The organism is Streptomyces griseoloalbus (genome assembly GCA_014650015.1).
Classification (GTDB): domain Bacteria; phylum Actinomycetota; class Actinomycetes; order Streptomycetales; family Streptomycetaceae; genus Streptomyces; species Streptomyces griseoloalbus.
Genome location: BMUD01000001.1, coordinates 396,978 through 410,423, shown reverse-complemented (window position 1 = coordinate 410,423; position 13,446 = coordinate 396,978). Strand labels below are relative to the sequence as shown.

At 72.7% G+C, this 13,446-nt stretch carries 10 protein-coding genes; 4 read left to right on the top strand and 6 right to left on the bottom strand.

What is annotated here, in order from left to right:
• Nucleotides 1-240 precede the first annotated feature (240 nt).
• From IE178_RS01785 to IE178_RS01775, 3 genes are read right to left on the bottom strand one after another with little or no spacing between them, the layout of a single operon-like run.
• Entirely contained in the window at nt 241-699 is a 459-nt protein-coding gene (locus IE178_RS01785) for an NUDIX hydrolase (protein ID WP_193511039.1), read from the bottom strand.
• A gap of 9 nt (nt 700-708) precedes the next feature.
• Nucleotides 709-1,596: a pyridoxamine 5'-phosphate oxidase family protein gene (locus IE178_RS01780; protein WP_184760600.1), complete on the bottom strand. Its 888-nt coding sequence runs from the start codon at nt 1,594-1,596 to the stop codon at nt 709-711.
• A gap of 14 nt (nt 1,597-1,610) precedes the next feature.
• Nucleotides 1,611-2,054 carry a VOC family protein gene (locus tag IE178_RS01775; RefSeq protein ID WP_184760599.1) on the bottom strand — a complete coding sequence of 148 codons (444 nt, stop codon included), beginning with the start codon at nt 2,052-2,054 and terminating at the stop codon, nt 1,611-1,613.
• Nucleotides 2,055-2,183: 129 nt separating this feature from the next.
• Between IE178_RS01775 and IE178_RS01770 the strand changes: the two genes are divergently transcribed.
• Both IE178_RS01770 and IE178_RS01765 read left to right on the top strand, forming a co-directional pair.
• Nucleotides 2,184-2,732 carry a CGNR zinc finger domain-containing protein gene (locus IE178_RS01770; RefSeq protein ID WP_193511038.1) on the top strand — a complete coding sequence of 183 codons (549 nt, stop codon included), beginning with the start codon at nt 2,184-2,186 and terminating at the stop codon, nt 2,730-2,732.
• 223 nt (nt 2,733-2,955) lie between these two features.
• Complete coding sequence (locus tag IE178_RS01765) at nt 2,956-6,267, top strand: S8 family serine peptidase (protein ID WP_193511037.1); 3,312 nt, start codon at nt 2,956-2,958, stop codon at nt 6,265-6,267.
• A 60-nt stretch (nt 6,268-6,327) separates the two neighbouring features.
• Here the strand turns inward: IE178_RS01765 and IE178_RS01760 are convergent, their stop codons facing one another.
• Together IE178_RS01760 and IE178_RS01755 are read right to left on the bottom strand one after the other, a co-directional pair.
• Nucleotides 6,328-7,824 carry a hypothetical protein gene (locus tag IE178_RS01760; protein WP_193511036.1) on the bottom strand — a complete coding sequence of 499 codons (1,497 nt, stop codon included), beginning with the start codon at nt 7,822-7,824 and terminating at the stop codon, nt 6,328-6,330.
• A 1-nt stretch (nt 7,825) separates the two neighbouring features.
• The gene (locus IE178_RS01755) at nt 7,826-8,359 is read right to left on the bottom strand and encodes an RNA polymerase sigma factor (protein ID WP_193511035.1); all 534 of its coding nucleotides are present in this window, start codon (nt 8,357-8,359) and stop codon (nt 7,826-7,828) included.
• Between the two features lie 351 nt (nt 8,360-8,710).
• Between IE178_RS01755 and IE178_RS01750 the strand changes: the two genes are divergently transcribed.
• A complete protein-coding gene (locus IE178_RS01750; protein ID WP_193511034.1) occupies nt 8,711-9,727 on the top strand; it encodes an aspartate-semialdehyde dehydrogenase in 1,017 nt (338 codons plus the stop codon).
• Between the two features lie 156 nt (nt 9,728-9,883).
• Here IE178_RS01750 and IE178_RS01745 read toward each other — a convergent pair whose 3' ends face one another.
• The gene (locus tag IE178_RS01745; RefSeq protein ID WP_184760593.1) at nt 9,884-10,369 is read right to left on the bottom strand and encodes a DUF1203 domain-containing protein; all 486 of its coding nucleotides are present in this window, start codon (nt 10,367-10,369) and stop codon (nt 9,884-9,886) included.
• A 189-nt stretch (nt 10,370-10,558) separates the two neighbouring features.
• Here IE178_RS01745 and pepN point away from each other — a divergent pair, with 189 nt between their 5' ends.
• Nucleotides 10,559-13,144, top strand: a complete 2,586-nt coding sequence (gene pepN, locus IE178_RS01740) for an aminopeptidase N (RefSeq protein ID WP_184760592.1) — start codon at nt 10,559-10,561, stop codon at nt 13,142-13,144.
• Nucleotides 13,145-13,446: the final 302 nt, after the last annotated feature.

Below are 13,446 nucleotides of genomic sequence, written 5' to 3'. Positions count from 1 at the left end.
GGCGCTTTGTCTCCCCGGGTGCGAACGCGTCGGCAGTGGTCGCGGAACGCTCGCCGGGCGAGTTTCCCGCTCGTACTGGATGCTTGGCACCGGGAATGGCCTGCGCGTGAACGAGACGGCAACGCGCAACGCCGATCGCCGTACGGTAATCCAGGACCGCCGGACGGGTCGCCGGCCGCTCCCGCACCGGCCCCGGGACGGTCACTTCGTGTTCACCTCGCGGGGCAGGGGGCCGCCCGGCTACCCCTCGGCGGTCTCCACCCGCCCGGCCGCCGGGCGCTCCCGCCACAGCCGCAGCGCGATGTCGACCAGGCGTACCCGGACCAGCCCGGGTACGGCGTCGAGGGGCTGCCAGGCGGCGATTTCGGTGGAGCCGCCGACCTCGTCGCGGAGTTCGCCGCCGGTGATCCGGCCCTCGTAGACCAGCCGTACGCCGTGGTGGTCGACGGCGCGGCCGAGGCGACCGGGGAAGGTGCGGCGGCTGGAGTGCACGCCGAGCAGCCCGGTGACCTCGATGAGGTAACCGGTCTCCTCCTCGACCTCCCGCCGCACGGTGTCGTGGGGATCCTCGCCGTGCTCCATGCCCCCGCCCGGCAGCACCCACTCGGGGACGCCGCCGGGGCCCGGGGACCGGGCGAGCAGGAACTGTCCGTCGCGCACCACCACGGCGTAGGCCGCCACCCTCAACTTCCGTCGCATCCAGGGACGTTAACCCGGTGGCTGGGGATTGGCAGGTGAGTACGCGGGGGCGGACCAGCTCAACGGCACGGCGCACGGGGTGTCCTCGGCCTGCGTCACGGTGAAGTGGACCCGGCGCTCCCCGTCGGCGGTGTACTCGGTGCGGGCCTCGCCGCTGAGCTGGAGCGCCCTGCCCGTCGTCCAGTCGAGCAGGAGCAGGCCCGCCCGGGGGTCGGTGGCCAGGTTGCCGAGGGTGAGGAACATGGCGTTGCCCGGGTAGTCGCGCCAGCTCAGCCCGGTCGGTGAGGTGGTGCGGACGAAGCCGGGGTTGCCGCCGCGGTGGCCGGCGTCGGCTCCGCCCGGGTGCACGGTGGCGACGAAGAGGGTGTCGGCCGCCTCCACGAACGCCCGCTGTTCGTCCGTGAGGTGACGGCCGCGCCGGGTGGTGCCCGGCCGGCGGTCGGTGACCGTCTCGTACGACTCCCGTTTCTGCAGGTATTTGGGGCAGTTGGCGAACACCTGGTCGGCCTCGACCGCGAAGCCCCGGGGTGTGGGGCGGAGCCGGCCGTTCAGGCGCATGCGGCGGCGGGTGCGCGGGTCCAGGGCGAGGGTGCCGACCCGGGTCCCCCCGGTGGCGAGGGCGGAGGTGAGCGGGTCGGCCGGGCGGGGTCCGCCGGTGACGGACATCTGCCGCGGGCCGGTGGCGCGGACGAAGCCGGGGGCGCCGGTGAGCGGGGAGGCCCACACCCTGCCCGTCCCGGGGGCGGCGGCGCCGATCACCAGCAGGGGCTGGAGCTCCAGGAAGGCGGCGGCCACCGGTTTGATGCCCTGCCCGATGGACCGGCCGACGTGGTCGGCGCTGTCGCGGACGCCCACACGGTCCTGAACGGCGCGCGAGCCCACGTGGTACACGTCCATGGTCGTCTCCAAGGCTAGAAGAAACCGCAGGTCGGGGCGGAGTCGTGCGGCGCGGGAGCGTCCTGGGCGCCGCTCGGCGCCGAGATCTCCAGCCGGGTGCCGTCCGGGTCGTGGAAGAAGATGCCGCCGGAGGCGGCGCCCTCGCGGTGGGCGACCACGCCCTCGTGGGCGAAGCCGGTGCCGTGGGCGCGCAGGGCGGACTCGTACTCCCTGACCCGCTCGATCGAGTCCACCTCGAAGGCGAGGTGGTGCAGCCCGGCGCGGGTGCCGTCGTACGACTCCCGGGCCTGCTGCCAGAGCGTGAGGACGAGTCGCTCGCCGTCGCCCAGGAACGCGTACCGCCTGCCCTCCTCCTTGCCCTCACCGATCGGGACGAGGCCCAGCACGTCGCGGTAGAAGGCGAGCGAGCGGTCGAGGTCGGTGACGTTCAGGCCGGTGTGGCCGGGGCGCAGGGGCATGGCGATCCCTTTCGTCGGGGCTCGCGGAGAAACCGCGAAGCTAACCCTCTTAATCAATGTTAAGGGTTAGGTTTCCTCTGCGTCAACCGGTCACGTAACCTTGAGCGGTTAGCACGGAAGGGAGACCCCATGTCCGACCGGGACCGCGTGGACCCGCGGCCGCTCACCGGCGAGCCGCTCGCGCTCGACCTGCTCAACACGCGCTGGGTGAGCGAGGGAGCCGTACAGGATCTCCTCACCGACACCGACGGGCTCGCGGTGTGGCTCGGGGCCAACGGGCTGGACGGGGAGTTCGCCGCCGACGCGGCGACCTTGCGGCACGCGCTGCGGGCGCGGGACGCCCTGAAGGACGCGGTGGACGGAGCGCCGGGCGAGGGGGCCGAAGGGGTCGACGCCGTGCTCGCGCACGGGCGGATCCGGGCCACGCTCACGACTCGGGGGCCGGGTGAGCGGCCCGAGTTCGACGACGCCTCCTGGGGGCCGGCCTGGCTCGCCGCCCGCGACTACCTCCGGCTGCTGACCACCGCGCCCGACCGGATCCGCGGCTGCGCCCACGAGGCGTGCGTGCTGCACTTCTTCGACACCTCACGCAACGGCACCCGCCGCTGGTGCTCCATGGCGTCCTGCGGCAACCGGGCGAAGGCGTCCCGGCACTACGCGCGCACCAAGGACGCCTGACGCAGCGCACCCATGGCGCGACTTGTCGCCTTCGGGGCACATCTCCCCATACGGGCACCGGGGGTTTTCCCCATACATCCATTTCGATTCGGCCAACCCTCGCCAAACATCAGCCCCTTGCGCAAGGCTCAACGATCGTCCGGAGTCTCATTCCGGACCATAGCGACCAGGGTCGATCGGCTCCGGTCGCTCCACGATCGTTCCTTACGCACAAGGGATGCCGATGACCCCTGTTCCCCAGCGCGACCCGATATCGGGCGCGAGACGTGTGGCCCGCATAGCCGTGGCCGCCGGTCTCGTCGCCGCGCTCTCCGCGGCCGGGCCGATACCCGCGGCGCTCGCCGCCGACACCGCGGCCCCGGCGCCCGCCGACGCCGACGTGAAGTCCGCGCCCGGCAAGCTCGGTTCGGACGACGCGGAGCTGCTCGCCGAGGCCAAGGCCGACGGTGCGAAGAACGTCACGATGATGATCGCCACCGCTCCCGGGAAGACCGAGCAGGTCGCCGAGCAGCTGGACGCGGTCAAGGGCGGTTCGGTCGGCCGGACCCACGACAAGCTCGGCTACGTCCGCGCCACCGTCCCCACCGGCAAGGCCGACGCGGCGATCGCCGCCGCCACCGAGCTCTCCTCCGTGCACGGCGTCGACCTGCGCGAGGAGATCCCGCTGGACGACCCCACGCCGAGCGCGGACACCACGAAGCAGGCCGGCGGCCAGGGCACCGCCGCTTACCCGGCCCCGGGGAAGCGCACCCCGGCCGAGAACCCGTACAACCCGTCCTTCGAGACCGGCGCCGTCGACTTCGTCGAGGACCACCCGAAGGCGGACGGCCGCGGCGTCACCATCGGCATCCTCGACTCGGGCGTGGACCTCGGCCACCCGGCGCTGCAGAAGACCACCACCGGCGAGCGCAAGATCGTCGACTGGGTGACGGCCACCGACCCGATCGTCGACAGCGACCGGACCTGGCGTCCGATGGTCTCCTCCGTCTCCGGGCCGACCTTCACCCATGACGGCAGGACCTGGCAGGCCCCGGCGGGCTCGTACCGGATCAGCACCTTCCTGGAGTCCTACACCACCGGCGGCGACGCGGGCGGTGACGCCAACCGCGACGGCGACACCACCGACTCCTGGGGCGTGCTCTACGACGCCGCGGCCGGCACGGTCCGCGTCGACCTGAACAACAACCGGGACTTCGCCGACGACACCCCGATGAAGCCGTACAAGGACGGTTTCCAGATCGGGTACTTCGGCACCGACGACCCGGCCACCGACGTCGCCGAGCGCCAGCCGTTCGTCGTGGAGATCCGCGAGGACGTCCCGATGGACCCCTACGGCGGCGACTGGGTCGGCAAGACGGCCGACTTCGTCAACATCGGCGTCATCGAGGGCTCGCACGGCTCGCACGTGGCCGGCATCACCGCCGCCAACGGCCTGTTCGGCGGGCGGATGGACGGCGCCGCCCCCGGCGCGAAGATCGTCTCGTCCCGCGCCTGCACCTGGTCGGGCGGCTGCACCAACGTGGCGCTCACCGAGGGCATGATCGACCTCGTCACCAACCGCGGCGTCGACATCGTCAACATGTCGATCGGCGGCCTGCCGGCGCTCAACGACGGCAACAACGCCCGCGCGGAGCTCTACAACCGCCTGATCGACGAGTACGGCGTCCAGCTGGTGATCTCCGCGGGCAACTCCGGCCCCGGCGCCAACACCATCGGCGACCCGTCGCTGGCCGACAAGGTCATCTCCGTCGGCGCGTCCGTCTCCAAGGAGACCTGGGCCGCCAACTACGGCTCCGTGGTGGAGAAGAAGTACGCCATGATGCCGTTCTCCTCGCGCGGTCCGCGTGAGGACGGCGGCTTCACGCCGACGCTGGTCGCGCCCGGCGCGGCGATCAACACCATCCAGACCTGGCTGCCGGGCGCCCCGGTCGCCGAGGCGGGCTACTCCCTCCCGGCCGGCTACGGCATGCTCCAGGGCACCTCGATGGCCTCCCCGCAGGCCGCGGGCGCCTCCGCGCTGCTGCTGTCCGCCGCGAAGCAGAAGCGCATCGACCTCACGCCGGCGAAGCTGCGCACCGCCCTCACCTCCACCGCCGAGCACATCAGCGGTGTGCAGGCCTACGAGGAGGGCGCCGGCCTGATCGACATCGAGGACGCCTGGGACGCGATCCGCGACGGCGCCACCGCGCACACGTACACGGTGAAGGCGCCGGTCGACACCGCGATGGACCAGTTCCTGAGGACGCCCGGCTTCGGCACCGGTCTCTACGACCGTGAGGGCGGCCTGCGGGCCGGCCAGAAGAAGACGTACGACGTCACCATCACCCGTACGTCCGGCCCGGACCGCGCGATCCGTCACGAGCTCGGCATCGAGAACAACGCGGGCCGCACCTTCCGCGTCCTCGGCGACGACGACATCGCGCTGCCGCTGAACAAGCCGGTGACCGTCAAGGTCCAGGCGGCGCCCGGCTCGGCCGGCCTCAAGAGCGCGATCCTGGAGGTCGACGACCCGCGCACCGAGGGCGTCGACCAGCAGATCCTCAACACCGTGGTCGTCTCCGCGCCGCTGAAGTACACCTTCTCCGCCTCGGGCACGGCCCAGCGCAACGACACCACCTCCTACTTCGTCACCGTGCCCGAGGGCGCGAAGACGCTGGAGGTCGCGATGAGCGGGCTGAAGGACAAGAGCCAGACCCGGTTCATCGCCATCCACCCGTACGGCGTCCCGGCCGACCCGACGTCGACGGTCAACTGCTACCCGAACTACACCAACCCGGCCAACACCTGCCGCCCCGACGTGCGTTCGTACGCGAACCCGCAGCCGGGCGTCTGGGAGATCGAGGTCGAGTCGCGCCGCACCTCGCCGCTGCTCGACAACCCGTACAAGCTGGACGTCGCCGTCCTCGGCGCGGCCTTCGACCCGGAGACCGTGACCGTGCCCGAGGCGAAGGTCGGCACGCCGGCCGCCGCCTCGTGGACGGTGACGAACGAGCTCGCGGCCCTGGACGGCAAGCCGGCCGGCGGCCCGCTCGGCTCGTCCAAGACCACCCGGCCGTCCATCGCGACGGGTGGGACGCACACCACGACCGTCGAGGTGCCCGAGGGCGCCACGTCGCTCGACGTGGCCATCGGCAACGTGTCCGACGCCGCCGCCGACCTGGACCTGGCGGTCTACGACCAGGACGGCAACGAGGTCGGCTCCTCCGCCGACGGCGACTCGGAGGAGTCCGTCTCCATCGCCTCCCCGGCGGCCGGTACGTACACCGTCGAGGTCGTCGGCTACGCCGTCCCGGCCGGTTCCACGGAGTACGACTACCGGGACGTGTTCTTCGCCGCCTCGCTCGGCTCCGTCACCGTCGACGGCGCCGCCGCGGTGAAGCTCGGCACGGGCGACTCGGCCACCGTCTCCGGCGACGTCACCGTCGCCGCGGCGGCGCCCGAGGGCCGTGCGTTCTTCGGGCGGGTCCAGCTGGTCAACGCGCGCGGCACGGTCGCGGGCGTCGGCAACGTGGCGATCGAGAAGGTCGTTCCGTAACGGACGGCTGAGCACGAGGTGGGGCGGGCGTCCGTACGGGCGCCCGCCCCTTCGTCGTGCTCAGCCGCAGGTCAGGGTGCGCGACTCGGGGAGCGAGGCGGTGATCCGGGCCCGCTCGGGGGCGATGTCCGTCTCACCGACGATCACCATGTCCGGGTGGGCGCCCTCGAGGGGCAGGCCGATCATCACGAGGTCGCCGGGGTGCAGCGGGGGGTCACCGGCGGTGTCCCGGAGGAACGTGATCTCGCCTTCGCCGTCACTCGCGCCCTGGCCCTCGCCTTCGCCCTCGCCCTCGCCCTTGTAGACGCGGCTCGCCCGGAGCGTGACGCGTTCCGTCCCGGTGGCCCCCGGCACCGGAACCACCGCCAGCACCGTGCCCTCGGCGACGAGACGGGCGCAGGCGAGGTGGCGCGGGCTGCCGAAGGCGACCCCGCCCCCCGCCTGGGAGTCCGCTTCCTTGGAGTCCGCCGCGGCGGCCTTGCCCGCCGACGCGTCGGACGCTCCCCCGGGCTGCGTCACGAGCCATCCCATACCGACGACCACGGTGGCGGCGGCAGCGGCGGCCAGGGCACCGAGGGCGACCTTCAGGGGGCGGCGACGGGGACGGCGGGGACCCCGGGAGCCGCCGGCGGTGCCGGGCCGACCGGTCCCCGGGTGCCTCGCCGGCGGGTGCCCGGCAGTCCGGTTCCGGGCGTCGTCCCCGGGCCCCGGCCCGACGGCCGGCTCCGGCGCGTCGCCGGGATCCGACCGCTTCCCGGGACCCGGAACGGACCTCAGCGGAGCCTGGGCGGCCGACGGGGCCCCGCTCCCGGCGGCCGAGGGGCGCCCGGTCGCGTCCCGCCCCGGCCCGGCGTCGGGCTCCGGCCGCTTTCCGGGGTGAGCGGCCCCGTGTCGCCCCGTCGGGGCGGCGTCCTCCGTGCCGTCCGGGGCCGCCAGTGCGTCGCCGATCAGCGCCAGCTGCTCCCGCAGCACCGCCAGGTCGGCGACGGCGGCGCCCCGCGCGGCCATGAACACCGCGTCCTGCCGGGCCGGCGCGGGCAGCGGTGCGTCGAGCAGGGCGGCCATCAGGGCGTCCATGCCGTCGTACTCGGGGGCGTCGTACTCCGGGCCGTCGTACTCGGGGGCGTCGTTTCCGGGGCCGTCGTTCTTGACGCTCCGGGCGGTCCCCTCGCTCCGGGTGCTGTCGGCGCTCCGGGCCTTCCCGACACTCCGGGTACTCTCGCCGTTCCGGGCGTTCTCGGCGCTCAGGCCGTTCTCGGGGTCCCGGGCGTTGTCCGGGTCCCGGGTGTTCTCGGGATCCCGGGCGTTGTCGGGGTCCCGGGCGTTCTCGGGGTCCCGGGTGTTGCCGGGGTCCCGGGTGTTGCCGGGGTCCCGGGCGTTGTCCGGGTCCCGGGCGTTCTCGGGGTCCCGGGCGTTCTCGGGGTCCCGGGCGTTCTCGGGGTCCCGGGCGTTCTCGGGGTCCCGGGCGTTGTCCGGGTCCCGGGCGTTGTCCGGGTCCCGGGCGTTGTCCGGGTCCCGGGCGTTGCCGGGGTCCCGGGTCTCGTCGTGGGCGGTCATGTCACACCACCTCGTCCTCGTGCAGGCGGGCGCGCAGAGCCCGTACCGCCGTGTGCAGCCTGCTCTTGACCGTGCCCTCCGGGACGCCGAGCTGCTCCGCGATCGAGCGCACCGGCAGATCGGCGTAGAAGCGCAGCACGACGACCTGGCGCTGCGCGTCGGGCAGCTCGTCCAGGCCGCGGGCGACGGCGAGCGAGAGCAGGCTGGTCTCCTCGCCCGAGGGCAGCTCCGTCGGCCGCAGCGCGGCCAGCCGCTCCCCGAGCCGCTCCTGGCGGCGCTTGGCCCGGTGCCAGTCCATGGCGAGGTTGGAGGCGACCACCGCCGCCCACGCCGAGACGTCCCGGGGCGCCTCCCGCCCGCTCGCGGCGCGTTCCAGCAACCGCAGGCGGACCTGCTGCACCCCGTCCGGCAGGTCCCCCTGCGGTACCCCGCCCAGTGCGAGCACCGCCCGCACCCGGCGTTCCTGCGCCGCGTCCAGCGGGTCGTCGTCGGCGACGTACGACCCCCGGCCGCGCCGGGTCCTTCCGCGCAGCACTGGCCACCCCCCTCACGCTGTTTCTCCTACGACGCCGCTCCCGCCCGGAACGTTCACGCGGGTTCTCCTCGTTCTCCGTCGTTCTCCGCATCCCGCAGAGGCGTACGTCACACCTTCGTGTGGCCGGATCCGGGCCGGGCAGGGAACCTTGCGGTCCGCGACCCCCGGTGGCTGAATTGCTGCAGTTCACAGGGGTGACGGCCGAAGGTCCGCAACCGTTGATCACTGTCCCGCCGTCCCACTGGGCGGGCAGAGCGGCAAAGAATTGGACAGGCGGACCGTGGTCGGCCGCATGATGGAAGAGCCTCGGCCAGGCATCAGGAACGTTCGAAGACGCAGTAGGGAGTCGCCGTGAGGGTCGGAATCGTCGGAGCCACCGGTCAGGTGGGCACGGTCATGCGCAGGATCCTCAAGGAGCGGAACTTCCCGGTCACGGAGCTGCGCCTGTTCGCCTCGGCCCGCTCGGCGGGCACGGAGCTGGACGGCGTGACGGTGGAGGACGCGTCCACCGCCGACTACACCGGCCTGGACATCGTGCTGTTCTCCGCGGGCGGCGCGACCTCGAAGGCGCTGGCCGAGAAGGTCGCCTCGCAGGGCGCGGTCGTGATCGACAACTCCTCCGCCTGGCGCAAGGACCCCGAGGTTCCCCTCGTCGTCTCCGAGGTGAACCCGCACGCCATCGCGGACCGCCCCAAGGGCATCATCGCCAACCCGAACTGCACCACGATGGCCGCGATGCCGGTGCTGCGTCCGCTGCACGCGGAGGCGGGCCTGGAGGCGCTGGTCGTCGCCACGTACCAGGCGGTGTCCGGTTCCGGCCTCGCGGGCGTCGAGGAGCTGCACGGCCAGACCCGGAAGGTCGTCGACGAGGCCGACAAGCTGACCCACGACGGCGCGGCGGTCGACTTCCCCGAGCCCGGCGTCTACAAGCGCCCCATCGCCTTCAACGTGCTGCCCTTCGCCGGCAACCTCGTCGAGGACGGTCTGAACGAGACCGACGAGGAGCAGAAGCTGCGCAACGAGTCCCGCAAGATCCTCGGGATCCCCGAGCTCAAGGTCTCCGGCACCTGTGTGCGCGTCCCGGTCTTCTCCGGCCACTCCCTGCAGATCAACGCCCGTTTCGCCCGGCCGATCAGCGCCGAGCGCGCGACCGAGCTGCTGGCCGACGCCCCCGGTGTGGTCCTCACCGACATCCCCACCCCGCTCCAGGCCGCCGGCCAGGACCCGTCCTACGTCGGCCGCATCCGCCCCGACGAGACGGTGGACAACGGCCTGGCCCTGTTCGTCTCCAGCGACAACCTCCGCAAGGGCGCGGCGCTGAACGCCGTACAGATCGCGGAGCTGGTGGCGCAGGAGCTGCGCGGCTGACCTCCACGTCGTGAGAGGCGGGCACGCCCGGGACACCGGGGGCGCCCGCCTCTTCGTCGTCCTCGGGGCACCAGGCGCGGCCGCGCGGCGACCGCGACCGCGCCCGTCGGCCAGTCCGGGATCCGCGTCACGCACGGACAGCCGGCGGAAGGCCGGTCAGGCGATGTCGTCCCGCCGCACCTCGTACAGGAAGCAGCCGTACTCCACGGCCCGTACGTGCACCAGCGCCACCGCGGGGTCGGCGAAGGCCTCGGCGAGGGCGGGCCAAAAGCCCTCCTCGGCCTCGACCCGCCGGCCGCCCAGGATGCGGCCGTCGGCCGAGTAGCGGCGCACGACGCGGTGCGCGTTGGTGAACGGCAGGCGGTCGTCCTCGGGGCCCGCGCACTCCTCGGCGTGGATGAAGACCGGCCCCTGCTCGTCGTACGCGCCCGGGTCCGCGCCGGTCTCCGCCGCCCAGCGGCGCAGGGGTGCGTAGGAGACGAGGGCGATCCGCTCGCCGGGCTCGCTGCGGCGCAGGCAGCAGCGGAGCGGGGCTCCGCCCTCGTCGTCGGTGCGGGGGACGGCAGGGCGGCCCGCGTCGTCGCTGATCCGCAGTTCCTTCAGCACCGCCGGCGGAACGGGGCGTGCGGTGTGGTTCGTCATGTCCGCCAGGCTCGCTCCCGCCGTCCCGGATCGCCGGCGGCTTTCGGACGTCGCGTCCCGCCCCTCCCCGGCCGCCCTGCCCGGGGCCTGCCGATACAGGGGTATCCCCATGCCTCGCCGTCATCGTCGCCCGATCCCGACCTGCCGTGGAAGGATGACGCAACCCACACATATCGAGGAGATGACCGCGTGCCTGGCACAAACCTGACTCGCGAAGAGGCGCAGCAGCGGGCGAAGCTGTTGACGGTTGACTCGTACGAGATCGATCTGGATCTCTCCGGCGCGCAGGAGGGCGGCACCTACCGGTCCGTGACCACGGTGCGCTTCGACGTCGCCGAGGACGGCGGCGGCGCGGAGTCCTTCATCGACCTGGTGGCTCCGGCCGTGCACGAGGTGACCCTCAACGGTGACTCGCTCGACCCCGCCGAGGTCTTCGCGGACTCCCGCATCGCCCTGCCCGGTCTGCTGACGGGCCGCAACGTCCTCCGGGTGAGCGCGGACTGCGCGTACACCAACACGGGTGAGGGCCTGCACCGGTTCGTCGACCCGGTCGACGACCAGGCCTACCTGTACACGCAGTTCGAGGTGCCGGACGCCCGTCGCGTCTTCGCGTCCTTCGAGCAGCCCGACCTCAAGGCGACGTTCCAGTTCACCGTGAAGGCGCCGGAGGGCTGGACCGTCATCTCCAACTCGCCCACGCCCGAGCCGCGGGACAACGTCTGGGTCTTCGAGCCGACGCCGCGCATCTCGTCGTACATCACGGCGCTGATCGTCGGCCCGTACCACTCCGTCCACAGCGTGTACGAGAAGGACGGCCAGTCCGTCCCGCTCGGCATCTACTGCCGCCCCTCGCTCGCCGAGTACCTCGACTCGGACGCGATCTTCGAGGTCACCCGGCAGGGCTTCGCGTGGTTCCAGGAGAAGTTCGACTACGCGTACCCGTTCGAGAAGTACGACCAGCTGTTCGTGCCGGAGTTCAACGCGGGCGCGATGGAGAACGCGGGCGCGGTGACCATCCGTGACCAGTACGTCTTCCGGTCCAAGGTGACGGACGCGGCGTACGAGGTGCGCGCGGAGACCATCCTGCACGAGCTGGCCCACATGTGGTTCGGCGACCTGGTCACCATGGAGTGGTGGAACGACCTGTGGCTGAACGAGTCGTTCGCCACCTACACCTCCATCGCCTGCCTGGCCGCCGCGCCCGGTTCGCGCTGGCCGCACTCGTGGACGACCTTCGCGAACTCCATGAAGACCTGGGCCTACCGCCAGGACCAGCTGCCCTCCACGCACCCGATCATGGCGGACATCCGCGACCTGGACGACGTGCTCGTCAACTTCGACGGCATCACGTACGCCAAGGGCGCCTCCGTCCTCAAGCAGCTCGTCGCCTACGTCGGCGAGGACGAGTTCTTCCGCGGGGTGCAGGCCTACTTCAAGCGTCACGCGTTCGGCAACACGCGCCTGTCCGACCTGCTGGGCGCCCTGGAGGAGACCTCCGGCCGGGATCTGAGGACCTGGTCGAAGCAGTGGCTGGAGACGGCCGGCATCAACGTCCTGCGCCCGGAGATCGAGACGGACGCCGACGGCCTCATCACCTCCTTCGCCATCCGCCAGGAGGCCCCGGCGCTCCCGGCCGGCGCGAAGGGCGAGCCGACGCTGCGCCCGCACCGCATCGCGGTCGGCGCCTACGACCTCGACGCCGGCGGCAAGCTGGTGCGCGGTGAGCGCGTCGAGCTGGACGTGGACGGCGAGCTGACGGCCGTACCGCAGCTCGTGGGCAAGCGCCGCCCCGCGGTGGTGCTCCTCAACGACGACGACCTGTCGTACGCCAAGGTCCGGCTCGACGAGCAGTCGCTCGCCGTCGTCACCGACCACCTCGGGGACTTCGCGGAGTCCCTGCCCCGCGCGCTGTGCTGGGCCTCCGCCTGGGACATGACCCGGGACGCGGAACTCGCCGCCCGCGACTACCTCTCCCTCGTCCTGTCGGGCATCGGCAAGGAGTCCGACATCGGGGTGGTGCAGTCGCTGCACCGCCAGGTGAAGCTGGCGATCGACCTGTACGCCGACCCGGCCGCCCGCGAGGCCCTGCTGGCCCGCTGGACCGACGCCACGCTGGCCCACCTGCGGTCCGCCGAGCCGGCCGGTGACCACCAGCTGGCCTGGGCACGGGCCTTCGCGGCGACGGCCCGTACGCCGGAGCAGCTGGACCTGCTGGAGGGGCTGCTGGCCGGCACGCAGACCGTCGAGGGGCTGGCCGTCGACACGGAGCTGCGCTGGTCGTTCGTCCAGCGGCTGGCCGCGGTGGGCCGGTTCGACGAGTCGGAGATCACGGCCGAGTACGAGCGGGACAAGACGGCGGCCGGCGAGCGCCACGCCGCGACCGCCCGGGCGGCCCGCCCGACCGAGGAGGCCAAGGCGGAGGCGTGGTCCTCGGTGGTGGACTCCGACAAGCTGCCGAACGCCGTCCAGGAGGCGGTCATCGCCGGCTTCGTCCAGACCGACCAGCGCGAGCTGCTGGCGCCGTACACGGACCGGTACTTCGAGGTGCTGGCGGACGTCTGGGAGGCCCGCTCGCACGAGATGGCCCAGCAGATCGCGGTCGGCCTCTACCCGACGATCCAGGTGTCCGGCGAGACCCTGGACAAGACGGACGCCTGGCTGGCCTCCGCCGACCCGAGCGCGGCCCTGCGCCGCCTGGTCTCGGAATCCCGTGCGGGAGTGGAACGCGCCCTGCGCGCCCAGGCGGCGGACGCGGCGGCGGGGGCCGCTCAGTAGCGTCCGGTTCGCAGTGGGGGCGCCCGGTGTCGTTGCGCCGGGCGCCCCCTGCCGCACGGAGTCCGTGTCCGTTCGAGGGCCGGTCCCTGTCCAGTCCTCCCCCGGCAACGGCGCGTTCACGTACACCAGTCCGCCCGCATCGTCGCGTCCACGCCAACTTGAGCGCCTGCGTGCTCTCGCCCACCCTCGTGACCAGGCGCTTCTCCTCTCATCACGTCAGCCTTGCCGGCGTAATCCAGCCGCTTTTCGCACCGTGCGTTACTGCGGACGCTGCGCGGATCAAGATCACCTAGCCTCTGTTC

What these genes read in the sequence shown, in the direction of transcription:
- IE178_RS01785 (WP_193511039.1), bottom strand. Translation starts at nt 699, where the DNA reads ATGCGACGGAAGTTGAGGGTGGCGGCCTACGCCGTGGTGGTGCGCGAC.
- IE178_RS01780 (WP_184760600.1), bottom strand. Translation starts at nt 1,596, where the DNA reads ATGGACGTGTACCACGTGGGCTCGCGCGCCGTTCAGGACCGTGTGGGC.
- IE178_RS01775 (WP_184760599.1), bottom strand. Translation starts at nt 2,054, where the DNA reads ATGCCCCTGCGCCCCGGCCACACCGGCCTGAACGTCACCGACCTCGAC.
- IE178_RS01770 (WP_193511038.1), top strand. Translation starts at nt 2,184, where the DNA reads ATGTCCGACCGGGACCGCGTGGACCCGCGGCCGCTCACCGGCGAGCCG.
- IE178_RS01765 (WP_193511037.1), top strand. Translation starts at nt 2,956, where the DNA reads ATGACCCCTGTTCCCCAGCGCGACCCGATATCGGGCGCGAGACGTGTG.
- IE178_RS01760 (WP_193511036.1), bottom strand. Translation starts at nt 7,824, where the DNA reads ATGACCGCCCACGACGAGACCCGGGACCCCGGCAACGCCCGGGACCCG.
- IE178_RS01745 (WP_184760593.1), bottom strand. Translation starts at nt 10,369, where the DNA reads ATGACGAACCACACCGCACGCCCCGTTCCGCCGGCGGTGCTGAAGGAA.